Raw genomic sequence first — 16,761 nt, forward strand, 5'->3', positions numbered from 1 at the left:
CGCCGGAACCCCGGGCACGGCTCAGCGTGAGCGCGCCGTACATCCCGCCCGATGCGCCAGATCCGCCCACACCACACGCCCCCGCCCGCCCCCGTCATCGGGACGGACCCCCCACGCCTGGGAGAGGGCGCCGACGAGGAGGAGGCCGCGGCCGCTCTCCTCGTCGGCGCCGCTGCACCGCGCGCGGGGCTCGGTGGAGGCGCAGCCGTGGTCCGCGACCTCTATGCGCAGGAGGGCCGGGCTGACCCGGACCTGGCAGCTGACCTTGTCGCTGTCCGTGTGCCGGACGGCGTTGGTGAAGAGTTCCGAGACGACCAACTGGGCGTCGTCGCAGGCGGTTTCGTCGACACCCCACTCCCTCAGCCGGGCGAGGACTCGTCTTCGCGCCTCCGCCACCGAGGCGTTGAGGGCCGGGAAGTGAAAGGCGTAGGCGTCCGTCGGGCGCCCGCCGAAGCAGCCGCCGCGGCGCCCCAGCAAAGGTGCGTCTTGGGAGGGGACCACTCCGCAACTATGTGCGATGTGAGTCAGGTGTGGCAAGCTTCAGTCTGTAATTTGCAGAATCGGAAGCACAGTCTGTCGGCTTCGTATGCCGCGTGGCACACTGCTGGCATATGACGGCAGTTGGCGGGAGGGGACCAGTGGGGGAAGCGCGGCCGGCAGGGGCCCCGACCGTGCTGCGGGTCGTCCTCGGCAAGCGGTTGCACGATCTGCGGGAGGCGGCCGGGCTCTCCTTCCAGGAGGCGGGCCGCGCGCTGGACGTCACGCACGCCACGATCCGCAGGATGGAGAAGGCCGAGGTCGGCCTGAAGATCCCGTATGTGGAGAAGCTGCTGCGGATCTACGGCGTGGACGACCCGGCCGAGGTCGAGGGGTTCCTCGCGCTCACCCGCGAGGCCAACCGCCCCGGCTGGTGGCACCGCTTCCGCGACGTCCTGCCCGAGTGGTTCAGCGCGTTCGTCAGCCTGGAGGGCGAGGCCAACCTCATACGCGCCTACGAACCGCACTACGTCCCGGGCCTGTTGCAGACCGAGGACTACGCCCGCGCCGTGCTGCGCGCGGGCCAGCCGCACGCTCCCGAGGCCGAGATCGAGCGCGCCGTCGCCGTCCGCCGGGAGCGGCAGAATCTGCTCGCGCGGGAGAAGCCGCCCCTGCTGTGGGTGGTGATGGACGAGACCGTGCTGCGCCGCCCCATCGGCGGGCCGGAGGTGATGCGGGCCCAGGTCGCCCGGCTCATCGAGGCCAGCGCCCTGCCGCACGTACGGCTCCAGATCATTCCGTTCGCCGCCGGACCGCACCCGGCGATGTACGGGCCGTTCCACATCTTCCGGTTCCCCATCGAGGAGCTCCCGGACATCGCGTACGCCGAAAACCTCATCGGCGCCTCCTACTTCGACCAGCGCGAGGACGTCTCGGCCTTCCTGGAGGCATTGGACCGGCTCTGCGCGCAGGCCGCCCCCGCACACACCACCAAGGCATTCCTGGGTGGCATTCGTAAGGAGATCTGAACCATGGATCTGGATCGCGTCTACAACGGCATGCCTGCCACCGACCTCGGGACCGAGGGCTGGAGCAAGCCGTGGAGCGGCGGCAACGGGGGAAGCTGTGTCGAGGTCATGCGCCTGAGGGACGGCCGGGTCGCCCTGCGCCAGTCCACGGACCCGGAGGGTCCCGCGCTGATCTACACGCATAGCGAGATCGAGACCTTCATCCGGGGGGCGAAGGCCGGCCAGGCCGACTTCCTGCTCGCCGGCGCGGACGGCGGACCGCGGACGTGAGCGTCAACGCGGGGCGACCGCGCGTACGTCGGTCATGACCCGAACGTGAAGGGCGTACGAAGACGCCGAGCTGACGAGGCGTCAGGAGACCAAGGCACCAACGGGCAAACGCGAAAGGCAGGACGCAGCGTGACCGAGCAGGGCTTCCCGGCCGAACAGATCGACACCAGCCGGCCGCATCCGGCGCGGATGTACGACTACTACCTCGGCGGCTGGGACAACTACGAGGTGGACCGCGAGGCCGCGGAACGCGTGATCGGGCTGGTCCCCGACGCCCGCCCCAGCGCCCGCGCCAACCGGGACTTCATGCTGCGGGCCGTGCGCGAGGTGGTCCGCGGCGGCGTCCGGCAGATCATCGACATCGGCACCGGCATACCGACGTCGCCCAACACCCATGAGGCGGCACGGGAGATCGCACCGGACGTGCGCGTCGCGTACGTCGACAACGACCCGATCGTGGCGACCCACGCGGGCGCCAAGCTGACGAACACCGGCAACACCGGGTTCGTGCTCGCGGACGTCCGCGAGCCGGAGGCGATCCTGGAGCACCCGGTGGTGCGGGAGTTGATCGACTTCGACGAGCCGGTGGCGCTGCTGCTGGTCGCCGTCCTGCACTTCGTCAAGGACGAGGAGGACCCCGCCGGGATCCTCCGGACGCTCACCGAGGCGCTCCCCAAGGGCAGCCACCTCGTCCTCACCCACGGCACCGGCGACTTCCACCGGCACATCGAGGGCGACGCCGCCGAGGCGTACCGCAACGCCACGGCCCAGCTGACCGTGCGCGGCTACGAGCGGATCCTGCCGTTCTTCGACGGCTACGACCTGCTGGAGCCGGGCCTGGTCCAGGCGCCGCTCTGGCGGCCGGACGGCGAGACGCCCACCCGGTCCGAGCTGGCCAGGGTCGCCTTCTACGGCGGTGTCGGCGTCAAGCACTGACGCTCCCGGAGCCGGGGCGCCCGGTTACGCTGGCCGCATGGACGACGAGCTGTTCCCCCGCCCGTCGGCCGAGGTCGCCCCGGGTGCCGTGCACGTCCCCGGCTGGCTCGACCCGCCCGCCCAGCGCCGGCTGCTCGCGGCCTGCCGGGAGTGGGCCCGTCCGCCGGCGGGCCTGCGCACCGTCCGCATGCCCCGGGGCGGCGAGATGTCCGTCCGCACCGTCTGCCTGGGCTGGCACTGGTACCCGTACGGCTACGCGCGCACCGTCGTCGACGGCGACGGCGCCCCGGTCAAGCCGTTCCCCGGATGGCTGGACGCCCTGGCGCGGGACGCGGTCGCCCGCGCCCATGGCACGGACGCCGGTGAAGAGCCGTATGCCCCCTACGACACCGCGCTGGTGAACTTCTACGAGGCGGGCGCGAGGATGGGCCTGCATCGCGACAGCGACGAGAAGTCCGCCGCCCCGGTCGTCTCGCTCAGCCTCGGTGACACCTGCGTCTTCCGCTTCGGCAACACCCGCACCAGGACCCGGCCCTGGACGGACGTCGAGCTGCGCAGCGGCGACCTGTTCGTCTTCGGCGGCCCCTCCCGCCTCGCCTATCACGGGGTGCCCCGGACCTTTCCGGGCACCGCCCCGGCGGAGCTCGGCCTCACCGGCCGGCTGAACGTGACGCTGCGGGTCAGCGGCCTGTGACCGGGCCTGTCGGAGGTCCGAAGGATAATGGGGAGAACTCATGGGACAACCCTTGGAGGTGCCGTGACCGGCTTCCGCCCGACCAGCTCACCGCTCGACGCCCTGCGACCCGCGGCCTTCGGGGCCGACCCGTCGGGGGAGCGGATGGCACGCATCAGGCGGTCGCCGAATTTCCGGGACGGGGTGTTCGTCAACCCCGTCGCCGCCTCCCGGACGCCGTCCGGCTCGATGCCGGCCTTTCTGAGCACCTACTTCCGCAAGGAGGAGCGCGTCCGCCGCGCCCCCGTCCACGCGATCCCGGTGCACCCCACCACCGTGGCCGACCTGGCCGTGCCCGCCGCCTCGGGGCTGCGGCTGACCTGGATGGGGCATTCGAGCGTGCTGGCCGAGATCGACGGGCACCGCGTCCTGTTCGACCCGGTCTGGTCCGAGCGCTGCTCGCCGTTCGCCTTCGCGGGACCGCGCCGGATGCACCCCGTGCCCGTACCGCTGGCCGAGACCGGCCCCCTGGACGCCGTGGTGATCTCGCACGACCACTACGACCATCTGGACATGCCCACGGTCCGCGCCCTGATCCGCAGCGGGGCGGTCTTCGTGGTGCCGCTGGGGGTGGGCGCCCACCTGGAGCACTGGGGCGTCCCCGCCCGGCGGATCGCCGAGCTGGACTGGCACGAGTCCACGACGGTCGGCGGGCTCACGCTCACCGCCACCCCCGCCCGTCACTTCTGCGGGCGGGCGCTGCGCAACACCCAGCACACGCTGTGGGCCTCGTGGGTGGTCGCCGGGCCCGAGCACCGCGTGTACCACTCCGGTGACACGGGCTACTTCCCGGGCTTCGCGGAGATCGGCGCGCAGTACGGGCCGTTCGACGCCACGATGGTGCAGATCGGGGCGTACTCGGACATGTGGCCCGACATTCATATGACGCCCGAGGAGGGGCTGCGCGCCCACCTCGACCTGCAGGGCGGCGACCCCGGGCGCGGCATCCTGCTCCCCATCCACTGGGGCACCTTCAACCTCGCCCCGCACCCCTGGGCCGAGCCGGCCGACCGCACCGCCGTGGCGGCACGGCGGGCCGGGGCGCGGTACGCGGTGCCGCGGCCCGGGCAGCCCTTCGAGCCGGCGGACGGCCTGGCGCCGGACGCCTGGTGGCGGGAGGCGGCCGCGACGCCGGCCGGGGGCTGGCCGGCCCTGCCGCCCATGGCGGCCGTCGCCGCCCCGGCTCTGGTCACCGAGGGGTGACGCGGCGGGCCGGGGCGCGCCCCTAAGGGGCGCGGGGAACTGCGCGACCAGCTACGACGCACCCGCGGATGACATACCGGACGTCCAGCGGAGCGTTAGCGCTCCAGGTCGCAGCAGGAGTCGCGGCGCAGCCTCCGGCCCACCTCCCGCCAGTCCTCGCCGTGCGTGGTGCTGCCGCCGCGCAGGGCGGGGGCCTGGTCCCCGCCGTAGGCGGCCACCAACTCGTCCTGGGTGAACGGCACTCCGCCGCGCAGCACCGACTCCGTCCGCACCAGCGTGTCGAAGTCGTCGAACGGGTCGCCGTCGACCACCGTCATGTCGGCGAGCTTGCCGGGCTCCAGCGAACCCAGGTCGCGTTCCGCCCCGAAGGCCCGGGCGGGCAGCAGCGTCGCCGTCCGCAGGGCCTCGGCCGCGGAGAGGCCGTGGCGGTGCAGGGCCCGCAGACCCATATGGAGGGAGAGGCCGACCGGGACCAGCGGGGCGTCCGTGCCGAGGGCGACCAGGCCGCCGCCCGACAGGACCCGGCGGTAGACCTCCACCTCCCGGCGCAGCGTGGCCAGTTGGTCGTCGGTGGGCTTCTCGCCGGCCGTCTTGCGGACCAGCTCCACGTCCCACGGCGGCATCAGCCGTGTCACCCGCGGGTCCTCCGCCAGGGCGGGGGCGGAGCCCAGCAGCGGGACGGAGGTGAAGATGGTGGCGATCAGGCGGAAGTCGGTGCGGGTGTAGATCTCCTGCACGTCCTCGAAGGCCCGGCCGGTCGCCGTCGTCGCGTGCCCGAACTCCAGCCGCTGCGTGGCCTGCAGATGCGTCGTCAGGTCCTGGCCGAGCTGGATGCCCGGCGAGCACAGGTGGGAGCCGGTGCGCACCCCCAGCTCCTCGTGCGCGAACCGCGCCGACTCCTCGATGATCCAACCCGGCGCCCGGACATAGGTCTTCACGAAGTCCCAGTCCAGCGCCCCGGCCCTCGACAGCGAGCGGCGCAGGCCCTCCCGGGTGCGGTGCGCCCGGCCCATGCTGTACGCCACCCGCGCCCCGTCGAGGAGCTCCCCGCAGGTCAGCAGGCGCGGCCCGGCCAGCTCCCCGGCGGCCACCGCCTCGCGGATCCGGGCCTGTTCGTAGGAGGCGCCGCCGAGCGAGACGGCGGTGGTGATGCCGTAGGCGAGTTGGAGGGCGGTCTGCCGGCCGCCGTAGGTGATCTGCCAGGGGTGGGTGTGGGCGTCCCACAGCCCCGGGATCACCGTGCGCCGCGACGCGTCAATCCGCCGCTGCGCGGCCCGGCGCGTCCGGTGCGGCTCGACGGCGGCGATCCGGCCGTCGCGCACCACGACGTCCACGTCCTCGCGGACGGTGTCGCCGGTGCCGTCCCAGAACCGTCCGGCGTGCACCACGGTGTCGGCGGGCGTGGGCCGCCGGTAGCCGAGGGGGACCGGGACGGTGCGGGTCCGGCCGCTCTCCACGTCCAGCAGGCGCAGGCGGCCCGCCGACAGGTAGAGGAGGTGCCGGGAGTCCGCGGACCAGGACGGATGGTCGGCGGCCTCGTCGGTGAGCCGGCGCGGCGCGCCCGTCGGCGTGCCGTCCGGCGCGACGGGCAGCAGCCACAGCGCGGACTCGCTGATCACCGCCATGGAGCGGCCGTCGGGGGACCAGACGGGGCCCGAGTCGTAGCGGTCGGAGACGGAGGCGTGGGGCGCGAGGGCGTGCAGCCGGGACGAGCCGTCGGCCGTGTCCACGACGCGGATGAGGTTGTAGCCCTCGCGGAAGCGCTGGTTGAGGCGGTTGCGGTCGCAGTAGGCGAGGTGGCGCCCGTCGGGCGACCAGCTGGGACGGCCGGGCAGACCGCCCGCGCCCATGGGGGTCGCCAGGACCCGGTCCGTGCCCGCCGCCAGGTCGCGCACCAGCAGGTTGCCGGACAGGTCGAGGCAGGCCAGCCGCTTGCCGTCGGGGGAGAGGGCCGGGCTCACCCGGCCGCCGCCGGCCAGCTCGGTGTCCTCGCCGGAGGTCAGGTCGCGGCGGCGGACGGCCAGCAGGCCGTCGCGGTCGTCGGCGTAGACGAGGGCCTTGCCGTCGGCCGTCCAGGACGGCGCCAGCAGATAGCGGGTGGCGTCCGCCCGCACCACCCGGCGGGGCGGTTTTTTGCCCGAAATATCCATCGTCCAGAGGGAGTTGAGGGCGGTGAAGGCGACCTGGCGGCCGTCCGGGGACAGGGCGGGCAGGTGCACCGAGCGGACCGTGCCCGAACCGCCGACCTCGAAGTCGTAGCGCTTGACGCGGTAGCGCGGCCGGTCGAGCGGCAGCCTCGCGGCGAACGGGATCGCCGTCACGCGGCGACTGCCGCCCACCGTCACGATCCTGAACTGTCCCTCGACGGTGAGCAGCAGCTCGTCCCGGGAGACCCAGCGCGGCGGCACCGGTTCGACGTCGCCCTCGACCGGCACCGCGGCCCCGTCCACGACCAGGGTGCACGTGGCCGCGGGCGCGGGCGTCGTGCGCAGATAGGCCAGCCGCCCGCCCGGGCCGACGGCGGGCGTCATGATCTGCGCCTGCGCCTGCGTCGGATCGGTGAGCTCCGTGCGGACCGCGCCGCGCCCGTCCGCGGGGACGGACGCCACCGTACGGGCATCGAGCTTCCCGCCGGCCGCACCGGCGCGGACGAACAGCAGCCGCTTGCCGTCCGGCGACCAGACCGGGTCGAAGTCCTCCCAGGCGCCGCCCTGTTCCGGACCCTCCTGGCCCGGGAGTCCGGTGATCCGGGTGAGCGCGCCGGTGCGGACGTCCACCGTCCAGATCCGGTACGGGCTGCCGGTGACGGGGTCGCCGTCGCGTTCGGAGGCGAAGGCGATCCGGGTGCCGTCGGGCGACCAGGCCGGGCCCCGGTCGTCCCAGGGCCCGTCGGTCAGCTGCCGCAGCCCCGAGCCGTCCGGGCGCAGCGTCCAGATGTGGAAGCCGCCGCCCCGGTAGGCGGCGACGGCCAGCAGCCGGCCGTCGGGGGAGTGCACCGGCCGGGTCGGCTCCAGGTCCGGCGGGGTGATCGCGACGGCGTCGCCGCCCTTGCGCGGCAGCGACCACAGGACGTTCTGCACCTCGGCGACCACGCGGTCGCCGTGCAGGGAGGCCGCGCCGTTGGTGGCCCCGGTGAAGGAGAGGACGGTCTGCGGCGGCGGCCCGGCGGCGGCCCCGGCCGGTGCCGCCGCCTGCTCGATCAGGGTGCCGGTCATCCCCGCGACGGCGGCGGTGCCCGCGGTGGCCTGGAGGAATCTGCGTCGACTGAGGGGAGAAGGGTGGGTGCCCCGGGGGCCCTGGACGTCCAACTGTCCTCCTGTGATGAGGGAGTTGCGCGGAACGCGATGGCGGTACCGTGAAGGATCATGGTTCATGGTGCCCGGGTTCCCGGTCAACACCCCGCCCCGCACGTCCCTTTGCCGGGCTTTCCTCCGTGGGCCTTCTGTGGGCCTTCTGTGGGCCTTCTGCGGGCCCTCTGCGGGCCTTCAATTGAGGAAGGCGGTGAGACGCTGCCGCAACGATCGCGGGTCCAGCCCCAGTCCGGCCAGATGCTCCTCCATCGAGCCGTACCGGCGCAGTTCCCGGCGGGCGACCCCGAGCCCCAGCACCCGGTGCGGCATGTGCCCCAGGGCGTCGTTCGCCGCGGCGGTGGAGGTGCCGGCGACGTACGGCTCGACGAGCGCGACGTCCGCCGGGCCGGCGCCGACGGCGGAGCGCAGGCCCGTGCCGTCGAAGGGCCGGACGGTCGTCGCATAGAGCACCGTGACGTCCAGCCCTTCGACGGCCTCCAGCACGCTCTCCAGCAGCGGGCCCACCGCCACCACCACCCCGCGGCGTCCCTCGCGCACCGGCAGGAAGCAGCCGCCCGTGACCGGGCGGGGTTCGGCGTTGGTCTGTGCCGACAGCCGGACGTACACCTTGTCGTCGCCGGCGGCCACCGCGCGGCGCAGCAGCGCCTCGGCCTCGTCAGGGTGCCCGGGAACGTGCTGCGTCCAGCCGTCGAGGGTGTCCAGGAGCGCGACGTCCCCGGGCGACATATGCGTCAGGCCGCCCGCCGGCCAGTCGTACGAGGCGTTGGCGCTGACCAGCACACCACCGGCGCCCTGGTGCCCGAAGTCCAGCTTGACCTGCTCGAAGGCACGGTCGACCAGAAAGCTCGCGAAGGTGTGGACGATCGGCCGGAGCCCGGCCAGGGCCAGCCCGCCGCCCAGTCCCACCATGAGCTGTTCACGGATCCCGACGTTGATCACCCGGTCGGGGTGGGCGGCGCTCGCCTTCTCGAACCCCGCGAGGCCGATGTCGGCCAGGACGACCGCGGTGCGGGGGTCGGTGTCGAGGATCCCGGAGACGGTGGTCGCGAAGCGTTCGCGCATGGTGTCCACGATCGGTCCCTTCGTTTCGGTGGGGGTCGGTTCGGTGGGGGTCAGTGATGGCTGGGCTCGACCTGGACGACCTTCTCCACCCGGGCCACCACCACGTGCGGCCGCCCCGGATGCGGCGCGGTGAACGCCTCGTACAGCGCCTCGTGGTCCCGGCCGTCCACGGTCACCGCCGACCAGCCGGCCGCGGCGAACCGGGGGGCGATGCCGCCGGGCCAGCCGTGGGTGGCCGTGCTGTTGTCGATCACCACCGTGTGCAGCCGGTCGAGGCCCGTGGCCCCGGCGTAGGCGATCGCCTCGTGGTTGCTGCCCTCGTCCAGCTCCCCGTCCCCGATCAGCACCCAGACCCGGGGCCCGGTCAGTCCCCGGGCCCGCAGCCCGTGCACCGTGCCCACCCCGAGCGGCAGCCCGTGCCCCAGCGAACCGCTGGCGATCTCGACACCGGGCACCAGCGTCCGGTCCGGATGGTGCCCCAGCGGCGAGCCGTACGAGCCGAAGCCGCTCAGCCACTCGACGGGCAGGAAGCCCTTGGCCGCCAGCACGGCGTAGTACGCCATGGGCCCGTGGCCCTTCGAGAGCAGGAAGCGGTCCCGGTCCGGCGCCTCGGCCGTCTCCGGGGTGACGCGCAGGACCCTGTCGTAGAGCACCCACAGCGCGTCGAGCGTCGACGTGGCCGCGAAGCCGTGCTTCTCGTCCCCGGTCATCAGACTCATGAGACCGGCGAGGTCGTCGTACGTGTACGTGGTGTCCACCGAAGTCGAGGTCATGCTGATCAGGCTGCAACTTCAAGTGGGCTTGAAGTCAAGGGCGATCACTCGCCAGAGTGACCGGACCGCTACGCTCTGCGGGCATGACCGACCCGACGGAACTCATGACCATCGGCGAACTCGCCGCACGCAGCGGTCTCGCGGCCTCCGCCCTGCGCTACTACGAGGAACTCGGCCTGATCCGTTCGGAACGCACCCCCGGCGGGCGCCGCCGCTACCCCCGGGCCACGCTGCGCCGCGTCGCCTTCGTCCGCGCCGCCCAGGCCGTCGGGCTCTCCCTGGAGGAGGCCGGTGCGGCCATGGGCCGCCTGCCGGAGGACCGCGCCCCCACCGCCGCCCAGTGGAACAGCGTCGCCCGCACCTGGACCCGGCGCATCGACGAGCGCATCGACGAGCTGGAGCGCCTCAAGCGCCGCCTGACCAGCTGCATCGGCTGCGGCTGCCTCTCCCTGCGCAAGTGCGCGATCTACAACCCCGACGACGCCGCCGCCGGCCGCGGCGCCGGCGCCCGCTACCTCCTCGGCGACGAACCCCCGATACCCGAGCGGCGCGTCCCCCGCCGCCACCCCACCCCCCACGACGACGACCTCCCCCACCGCCCCGCCTCCTGACCGGCCCCCGCCCCGCGAAACCCGTGCGCGACCACCCCGTGGCGTGCGGTATTGTTCTCTTGCGCGGTCGGCAAGGGCGAAAGCCCGGGCCGGACGAGCACCGGGACGTGGCGCAGCTTGGTAGCGCACTTGACTGGGGGTCAAGGGGTCGTGGGTTCAAATCCCGCCGTCCCGACCAGCGATTTTCGCAGGTCGGAGCCCGTTTTCGCAGTGATGCGGAGGCGGGCTTTCGGTTGTTTTGGGGCGTGGTGGTCGCGGTGTGGTCGCGGGCCGGGCTCCGGGGGTATGGAGCGGTGGGTGAGGCGGGCGTTTGCGCCGGACCTCGGAACCGGTGATCCGCGACCGTCTGCGCGACCGCATCGCGGTCGAGCAGACGTCTGGTCTGCAGGGAATCCTTGGTGCCTCGTCGGGTGGGGGCAAGTGCGGCTTTTCGGCTGAGAGTTGGCGGGCAATCTGCCCTCGGTCCGCCCGTCGCCGTGTCGTCAGGAGGGCAGGGTGTATCCGCGCGTGCGGACCAGGTCGTGGGTGAGGCGGGTGAAGGCGTGGGAGGCGGCGCTGTGGTAGGTGCCTTCGTGGTGGAGGAGGGTGACGGTGCGGGTGGGCAGGGGTGGGTCCAGGGGGATGGGGGTGAGGTGGGGGTGGTCGTGGGTGATGGCGTCGGGCAGGACGGTGGCCAGGCCGGTGCGCCGGACGATTTCGGTGAGGGCCTGGACGGAGTTGGCCTCGACCGCGATACGGGGGGCGACCCGGTGCCGGGCGAAGTAGGCGTCGATGTGGCCGCGGGTGGCGAAATCGCCGCTGAGCAGGGCGAGTTGCTCCTCCTTGAGGGACCGTACCGGTAGGGGTTCCGGCCCTGTCCAGGGGTGGTGGGCGCCGGTGACGAGGCCGAGGGTCTCGGTGAACAGCGGGGTCGGGGTGACGCCGGGCAGGTGGGTCCCGGCGAAGGCGATGCCCAGGTCGAGATCGTCGGCGAGCAGGGCGGCCTCGATGCGGTCCTGGCTCGTCTCCGTCAAGGTCAGGCTGATGCCGGGGTGGCGGGTGTGGAGCTCGGCGGTGAGCGGGCCGATGAGGTAGGCGGTGAAGGTGGGGGTGACGCCGAGCCGTAGATGGCCGCGGGAGAGGTCCTGGACGTCGTGGACGGCGCGTTCGGCGGCCGCCAGGTCGCGCAGTGCGCGCCGGGCGTGGTCGGTGTAGACGGCGCCGGCGTCGGTGAGTCGTACCGTGCGGCCGGTGCGGTCCAGCAGTTGCACGCCCAGGGTCCGTTCCAGCTGCTTGATCTGCTGGGAGAGCGTGGGCTGGGAGATGTGCAGGTCCTCCGCGGCGCGGGTGAAGTTGCCGTGCTCCGCGACAGCGAGCAGATAGCGCAGGTGGCGCAGTTCGAGAGTGGCCATGGGGATGACTATAGATGGGGTCAATGAGTTTGATGGTCAGCATCTCTTGGACACTATGAGGGCAGGTCATGCATGGTGGATTTCGCCAGCCCACGGAGGCCGGCAGCCACCGAAGGGAGTGACCCCATGCCTGACCTCGCCGACGGCATCGCCCGTTTCCAGCAGGACGTCTTCCCGGCCAAGGCGGAGCTCTTCGCCCACCTGGCCGCGCATCACACGCCGCACACGCTGTTCATCGGCTGTTCGGACGCCCGGGTGGTGCCGGAGCTGATCACCCAGGGCGAGCCGGGTGAGCTGTTCGTCATCCGCACCGCCGGCAACCTCGTCCCCGCCTACACCCCCGGCGCCAACGGGGTGACGGCGAGCATCGAGTACGCCGTCACCGTGCTGGGCGTGACCGACATCGTGGTGTGCGGGCACTCGGCCTGCGGTGCGATGACCGCCCTGGCCGAGGGGCACGACCTCGGCGGCGCGCCGGTGGTCGCCGACTGGCTGCGTCACGCCGACGCCGCCGTGGCCCGTACCTCCGACATGGCGGCGGGCCCGGAGAAGGTGGGGGCCCTGGTGCGTCAGAACGTGTACGCGCAGCTGACGAACCTGGCCACCCACCCCTCCGTCGCCCGGGCGCTGGCGGAGAAGAAGGTGACGCTGCACGGCTGGGTCTTCGACATCGCCACGGGGCGCGTCGAGGCGCTCGGCCTCACCGGCGCAGGCGCCGCCGCCCTCGCGTCCTGACCGAGGCTTCAACCGGCCCTCTGTCCTGAGCAGTTGACGGAGCCGGTACCACCACCCAAAACCCGCCGTTCCGCTGCTTTCCGCGCGGACCGGCACCCTCCCAGAAAAGGATCCTTCCCATGGTGCACGCCCAGTTCGACCCCACCGCCCGCGAGGCCCTGGCCAACGCCGCTGTCGAGGCCAAGATGCGCAAGAACCTGTCCTGGCAGCAGATCGCCGACGCGTCCGGCCTGTCGGTCGCCTTCACCACCGCCGCCGTCCTCGGCCAGCACCCGCTGCCGGAGCGGTCCGCGAAGGCGGTCGCCGAGCTGCTGGGCCTGGACGGCGACGCCGCGCTGCTGCTGCAGACCATCCCGACCCGCGGTTCGATCCCGGGCGGCATCCCCACCGACCCGACGATCTACCGCTTCTACGAGATGCTCCAGGTCTACGGCACGACCCTCAAGGCCCTGGTCCACGAGGAGTTCGGCGACGGCATCATCTCCGCGATCAACTTCAAGCTGGACGTGAAGAAGGTCGCCGACCCCGAGGGCGGCGAGCGCGCCGTCATCACCCTGGACGGCAAGTACCTGCCGACCAAGCCGTTCTGACCCACGCGGCACGCGCGACACCGGGGCGGGCCGCACCGGCCCGCCCCTCCCGTTTCCCGAGGAGGAGCCATGGACTTCGTCCGGCGCACCATCGACATCGCCCGGCAGAACGTCGCCGAGGGCGGCCGCCCGTTCGCGACCGTCATCGTCAAGGACGGCGAGATCCTCGCCGAGAGCCCCAACAAGGTCGCCCAGACCAACGACCCCACCGCACACGCCGAGATCCTCGCCATCCGCGAGGCGTGCGTGAAGCTGGGCACCGAGCACCTGACCGGCACCACCATCTACGTGCTCGCCCACCCCTGCCCGATGTGCCTGGGCTCGCTCTACTACTGCTCGCCGGACGAGGTCGTCTTCCTCACCGCCCGCGACGCGTACGAGCCGCACTACGTCGACGACCGCAAGTACTTCGAACTCGACAGCTTCTACGGCGAGTTCGCCAGGAACTGGGACGAGCGCCGCCTGCCCATGCGCCACGAGCCGCGTGACGAGGCCGTGGAGGTCTACCGGTTCTGGCAGGAGCGCAACGGCGGCGAGCGCCGTGTGGCCGGCGTCCCCACCGCCTGAGCCCGTCCGAGAGGCAAGATGGAGCGGGTGCAAATCCCGCTGTCCTGGCATGAGAAGCGCCTTTCTGCCCGGGAGAAATCCCGGGCAGAAAGGCGCTTTCCCGACGGTCCGAGGCCGCTACCCGAACAGGCGGTCGCCGCTGTCGGCCATGCGGTGGGTGGCACTGTGGCCGTTCACCCAGTCACGGACGAGCTTGATGGCATTGGCGCACTGCCAGCCGTTGTCGTACTCGCGCACTCCGGTGAAGGCGCCGTAGCCCGCGATGATGCCGTCCACGCGGGCATCGCCCAGCAGTTTGTCGACGTACCACGGATCGTTGTAGGTGGTCGTCCAGGACAGCGTGGCCGCGAGCCGTCCGGCGGCACGGTCCCCGGCGCCCTTCTTCAATTCCGCGCACGTGTTGTAGGTGGCTTCCGTGCAGTTGCCGAACCCCTTGGTGATGTCGGAGTCGCCGTAGTCCATCGCCCGGCGGCCGGCCGGGAATCCGGAACCGGACCGGTTGAAGGCGCCCATGACCTGGTCGCGGGTCCCGGTCGTCGTGATGCCCTCCAGCTTGCCGAGCTTGCCTTCGAGGCTCTTCCAGCCCCTGCCGCCGACGTCCGGGGTGCTGCCGCCGTGGTACTCGTAGAAGCCGTAGAGCACCTGGATCCCGGCACCCGTCAACCTCTGTGCCTTGTCGCGCAGTCCGGCGACGCTGCACCCGCGGTTCGGTGCTTCTCCGCAGTAGTTCGGGTCCTTGATGTCCAGCCAGACCAGGCTCAGCCGGCGCCCTGCCTTGGCGTGGGAGACGATGCGGTCGATCATGCTGTCGAAGCTGGGGCCGTGCCGGGTGTCACCGGCCGAGGAACAGTCGTGATAGGCGCGCCATTCGTTCGGATTCCACCAGGCGCAGACGTCGATCTCGATGCCGTTGGCGCCGTGATTGAGCGCGGCATCGACGCCGTCCAGGGTGTCGACCCGGTGCGCGATGGCGTAGACCGCGTGCCGTTGGTCGGCCGCTGCCGCCGGGTTCGTACCGAGTGCGGTGATGCCGATGATTCCGCACAGTGCCGCTAACAGCGCCAGTAACGTCCGCGGGCCGGCGCCGTGTCGAAGGCGAGTGGTCAAGAAAGGTGCTCCTTCGTGTCCGTGTCGCCGCAGCTGTTCCCGCGGCGCTCACGGTGTGGAGGGTGTGACGGCGGATACGCCGTCCGTCCGTCGCGAAAATATCGCGCCAAGGGCAGATTTCATGACATGTTCTCGGCCTGCTTGCATCGTCAAATGGCCATATCGCGCACCGAGTTGGGAGGGAAGGTCGGGGGCCTCAACGGTCCGTCGAGTGCTGGTGCCGGGGGTTTTCGGGCAGCGTCAGCGTGGCGCGGGCGCCGCCGTCCGGCGGGTTCTCGTAGGTCACCCGGGCGCCCAGTACCTGTGCCTGTCCGGTGACGATCGTCAGGCCCAGGCCCGTGCCCCGCCCGCGTGCCCCGGTACGGAACCGGCGCGGGCCCTCGGCCAGCAGGTCGCCCGGGAAGCCGGGGCCGTGGTCGCGGACCCGTAGTGCCGGGGCGTCCACTTCCAGGACGAAGGGCGGGGCGCCGTGCCGCCGGGCGTTGGTGATCAGGTTGGTGAGGACGCGCTCGACCCGGCGGGGGTCGGTCTCCACGACCGCGTCCGTGCGGACGAGGACCTCCACGTCGGCCGGCACCGCGGGATCGTCCGCCGCCGCGCCCCGGGCCGCGGCGGCCGCCCGGCGGGCCAGGGAGCTCAGCTCCACTTCCTCGTACCGCGCCTGCTCGACGCCCGGGACGTCCAGGCGGGCCACCTCCAGGACGTCCTCGACCAGGAGGCGCAGGTGGCCGACGCCCTTCCTGACCAGGTCGGCCGGGCGGCCGGGCGGCAGCAGGCCGGCGGCGGTCACCAGTCCGGCCACCGGGGTGCGCAGTTCGTGGGCGACGTCGGCGGTGACGCGGCGTTCGGCCTCCAGGCGGGAGCCCAGGGCGTCGGCCATGGTGTCGACGGCGGCGCCCAGCTGGGCGATCTGGTCCGTGCCCGTGGGGCGGACCCGGGCGGTCAGGTCGCCGTCCGCGATCTGCCGGGCGGTGCGCGCGGCGGCGCCGATGCGCCGTCCGGCCCACGCCGCGACGGCGACGCCCAGCACACAGCCGAACGCCGTCGCTCCGGCGCCGGCGCCGATCAGTACCCGGTTCAGGTCGGCCTGGGCCCGGACCTGCGGGGCGTAGGACCGGGACACGGCGACGACGTCGTCGCCGCTGCGGGCGGCGGCCCACATCACCGGGTCCCGGCCGTTCCCGGGGGACTGGAGGTAGGTCGCCCGCACCGGGCGGTCGGTGACCGCCTTGCGCAGGGCGTCCGGCAGCTCCCGCGGGTTGACGAGCGCGTCGGTGTCGATGCCGATGGCATGGTCCTCCAGGGCGCGGAGGAGCTGGGCGTCGGCCGCGCGGGCCGCCTGGCGCTGCTGGTCCTCGGCGGTGCGCTGGTGCACCAGGAACGCGATGAGCGCGGCGACGACCGCGGCGGTCCCGGCGATGACCAGGGCGGTCTTGGTCCGCAGCCCGACGCGGGCCAGGACGGCGGCCGGTGACCGGAGGGCGGCCACCGCTAGCGCTCCGGGATCGGCAGGCGGACGTCGCGGAGCTCGGCCGCCTGGTCCGGCGGCAGGTGGGAGGACCGGATGGCGGCGCGGGTGTAGTACGCGACGTTCTCGTAGTCCTCCAGGCCGCTGAGCTCGACCGTGGCCGGATAGCCGGACTCCGTGCACGCGTCGGTGGTGCACCACATGCCGCTCACCCGGCCCGTGGCCGTGGCCTTCGCGCCGCCCCAGGTCTGCCAGCGCAGTCCGCTGAGCGAGGTGTGCTCGGTGACGCCGAAGGACGTGGGGCGCCGCAGCGGGCGGCCCATGGCGTCGGAGACGTAGACCGGGCCGGCGGCCGTCCGGGCGCTGCTCGGGACCGGGCCCTCGACGTGGAGCCGGTCGGGGCCGCCGCACCCGGTGGTCCCGACGGCCGTCAGCGTCAGCGCCAGCGCGGAGACGGTGGCCGCGGTCGTGGTCCTGCGCATCGCGCGCCTTTCGCGTC

The 16,761-nt window shown here is 72.8% G+C and carries 17 protein-coding genes and 1 tRNA gene; 10 read left to right on the top strand and 8 right to left on the bottom strand.

The genetic code is table 11. The annotated features are described in order from the left end of the window. Nucleotides 1-21 precede the first annotated feature (21 nt). Nucleotides 22-501: an ATP-binding protein gene (locus AB8735_RS30475; RefSeq protein ID WP_344021806.1), complete on the bottom strand. Its 480-nt coding sequence runs from the start codon at nt 499-501 to the stop codon at nt 22-24. Nucleotides 502-611: 110 nt separating this feature from the next. Here AB8735_RS30475 and AB8735_RS30480 point away from each other — a divergent pair, with 110 nt between their 5' ends. The 5 genes from AB8735_RS30480 (at nt 612) to AB8735_RS30500 (ending at nt 4,647) form a co-directional block, all read left to right on the top strand. Then, complete coding sequence (locus AB8735_RS30480) at nt 612-1,505, top strand: helix-turn-helix domain-containing protein (protein WP_372410748.1); 894 nt, start codon at nt 612-614, stop codon at nt 1,503-1,505. Nucleotides 1,506-1,508: 3 nt separating this feature from the next. Beyond that, nucleotides 1,509-1,775, top strand: coding sequence for a DUF397 domain-containing protein (locus tag AB8735_RS30485; protein WP_344021811.1), 267 nt, complete (start codon nt 1,509-1,511; stop codon nt 1,773-1,775). A gap of 189 nt (nt 1,776-1,964) precedes the next feature. Continuing rightward, a complete protein-coding gene (locus AB8735_RS30490) occupies nt 1,965-2,711 on the top strand; it encodes an SAM-dependent methyltransferase (protein ID WP_372411943.1) in 747 nt (248 codons plus the stop codon). A gap of 37 nt (nt 2,712-2,748) precedes the next feature. After that, on the top strand, nt 2,749-3,405 hold the full coding sequence (locus tag AB8735_RS30495; protein ID WP_344021816.1) for an alpha-ketoglutarate-dependent dioxygenase AlkB: 657 nt from the start codon (nt 2,749-2,751) through the stop codon (nt 3,403-3,405). A gap of 63 nt (nt 3,406-3,468) precedes the next feature. After that, nucleotides 3,469-4,647: an MBL fold metallo-hydrolase gene (locus tag AB8735_RS30500; RefSeq protein ID WP_372410750.1), complete on the top strand. Its 1,179-nt coding sequence runs from the start codon at nt 3,469-3,471 to the stop codon at nt 4,645-4,647. Nucleotides 4,648-4,742: 95 nt separating this feature from the next. Here the strand turns inward: AB8735_RS30500 and AB8735_RS30505 are convergent, their stop codons facing one another. From AB8735_RS30505 to AB8735_RS30515, 3 genes are all read right to left on the bottom strand, one after another. Next, nucleotides 4,743-7,862: an amidohydrolase family protein gene (locus tag AB8735_RS30505; RefSeq protein ID WP_372410751.1), complete on the bottom strand. Its 3,120-nt coding sequence runs from the start codon at nt 7,860-7,862 to the stop codon at nt 4,743-4,745. Nucleotides 7,863-8,132: 270 nt separating this feature from the next. After that, the gene (locus AB8735_RS30510) at nt 8,133-9,029 is read right to left on the bottom strand and encodes a transketolase family protein (protein WP_372410753.1); all 897 of its coding nucleotides are present in this window, start codon (nt 9,027-9,029) and stop codon (nt 8,133-8,135) included. A gap of 41 nt (nt 9,030-9,070) precedes the next feature. After that, entirely contained in the window at nt 9,071-9,793 is a 723-nt protein-coding gene (locus AB8735_RS30515) for a transketolase (RefSeq protein ID WP_372410754.1), read from the bottom strand. Nucleotides 9,794-9,876: 83 nt separating this feature from the next. Between AB8735_RS30515 and soxR the strand changes: the two genes are divergently transcribed. Next, nucleotides 9,877-10,404, top strand: a complete 528-nt coding sequence (gene soxR, locus AB8735_RS30520) for a redox-sensitive transcriptional activator SoxR (protein WP_344021826.1) — start codon at nt 9,877-9,879, stop codon at nt 10,402-10,404. Nucleotides 10,405-10,505: 101 nt separating this feature from the next. Continuing rightward, nucleotides 10,506-10,582 (top strand) — tRNA-Pro (locus AB8735_RS30525). A gap of 304 nt (nt 10,583-10,886) precedes the next feature. Here AB8735_RS30525 and cynR read toward each other — a convergent pair. Next, entirely contained in the window at nt 10,887-11,795 is a 909-nt protein-coding gene (gene cynR, locus AB8735_RS30530; RefSeq protein ID WP_372410756.1) for a transcriptional regulator CynR, read from the bottom strand. Nucleotides 11,796-11,921: 126 nt separating this feature from the next. On the opposite strand from cynR, the gene AB8735_RS30535 reads away from it, so the two are divergent. The 3 genes from AB8735_RS30535 to AB8735_RS30545 all read left to right on the top strand — a co-directional run bounded on the left by AB8735_RS30535 (nt 11,922) and on the right by AB8735_RS30545 (nt 13,687). Beyond that, the gene (locus AB8735_RS30535) at nt 11,922-12,530 is read left to right on the top strand and encodes a carbonic anhydrase (protein WP_372410758.1); all 609 of its coding nucleotides are present in this window, start codon (nt 11,922-11,924) and stop codon (nt 12,528-12,530) included. 119 nt (nt 12,531-12,649) lie between these two features. Next, on the top strand, nt 12,650-13,120 hold the full coding sequence (cynS, locus tag AB8735_RS30540) for a cyanase (RefSeq protein ID WP_372410760.1): 471 nt from the start codon (nt 12,650-12,652) through the stop codon (nt 13,118-13,120). Nucleotides 13,121-13,189: 69 nt separating this feature from the next. Further along, a complete protein-coding gene (locus AB8735_RS30545; protein WP_372410762.1) occupies nt 13,190-13,687 on the top strand; it encodes a nucleoside deaminase in 498 nt (165 codons plus the stop codon). Nucleotides 13,688-13,804: 117 nt separating this feature from the next. On the opposite strand, the gene AB8735_RS30550 is transcribed toward AB8735_RS30545, so the two are convergent. The 3 genes from AB8735_RS30550 to AB8735_RS30560 form a co-directional block, all read right to left on the bottom strand. Further along, a complete protein-coding gene (locus tag AB8735_RS30550; protein ID WP_344021837.1) occupies nt 13,805-14,794 on the bottom strand; it encodes a phospholipase in 990 nt (329 codons plus the stop codon). A 196-nt stretch (nt 14,795-14,990) separates the two neighbouring features. Continuing rightward, nucleotides 14,991-16,283, bottom strand: a complete 1,293-nt coding sequence (locus AB8735_RS30555; RefSeq protein WP_372410765.1) for an ATP-binding protein — start codon at nt 16,281-16,283, stop codon at nt 14,991-14,993. Between the two features lie 2 nt (nt 16,284-16,285). Then, the gene (locus tag AB8735_RS30560; protein WP_372410768.1) at nt 16,286-16,744 is read right to left on the bottom strand and encodes a hypothetical protein; all 459 of its coding nucleotides are present in this window, start codon (nt 16,742-16,744) and stop codon (nt 16,286-16,288) included. Between the last annotated feature and the right edge of the window lie 17 nt (nt 16,745-16,761).

Source organism: Streptomyces luteireticuli, assembly GCF_041519305.1.
GTDB classification, from domain to species: Bacteria; Actinomycetota; Actinomycetes; order Streptomycetales; family Streptomycetaceae; genus Streptomyces; species Streptomyces luteireticuli.

Coding starts and splice junctions, on each gene's coding strand:
- AB8735_RS30480 (WP_372410748.1), top strand. CDS start 612: ATGACGGCAGTTGGCGGGAGGGGACCAGTGGGGGAAGCGCGGCCGGCA.
- AB8735_RS30485 (WP_344021811.1), top strand. CDS start 1,509: ATGGATCTGGATCGCGTCTACAACGGCATGCCTGCCACCGACCTCGGG.
- AB8735_RS30490 (WP_372411943.1), top strand. CDS start 1,965: ATGTACGACTACTACCTCGGCGGCTGGGACAACTACGAGGTGGACCGC.
- AB8735_RS30495 (WP_344021816.1), top strand. CDS start 2,749: ATGGACGACGAGCTGTTCCCCCGCCCGTCGGCCGAGGTCGCCCCGGGT.
- AB8735_RS30505 (WP_372410751.1), bottom strand. CDS start 7,862: ATGACCGGCACCCTGATCGAGCAGGCGGCGGCACCGGCCGGGGCCGCC.
- AB8735_RS30515 (WP_372410754.1), bottom strand. CDS start 9,793: ATGACCTCGACTTCGGTGGACACCACGTACACGTACGACGACCTCGCC.
- soxR (WP_344021826.1), top strand. CDS start 9,877: ATGACCGACCCGACGGAACTCATGACCATCGGCGAACTCGCCGCACGC.
- cynR (WP_372410756.1), bottom strand. CDS start 11,795: ATGGCCACTCTCGAACTGCGCCACCTGCGCTATCTGCTCGCTGTCGCG.
- AB8735_RS30535 (WP_372410758.1), top strand. CDS start 11,922: ATGCCTGACCTCGCCGACGGCATCGCCCGTTTCCAGCAGGACGTCTTC.
- cynS (WP_372410760.1), top strand. CDS start 12,650: ATGGTGCACGCCCAGTTCGACCCCACCGCCCGCGAGGCCCTGGCCAAC.
- AB8735_RS30545 (WP_372410762.1), top strand. CDS start 13,190: ATGGACTTCGTCCGGCGCACCATCGACATCGCCCGGCAGAACGTCGCC.
- AB8735_RS30560 (WP_372410768.1), bottom strand. CDS start 16,744: ATGCGCAGGACCACGACCGCGGCCACCGTCTCCGCGCTGGCGCTGACG.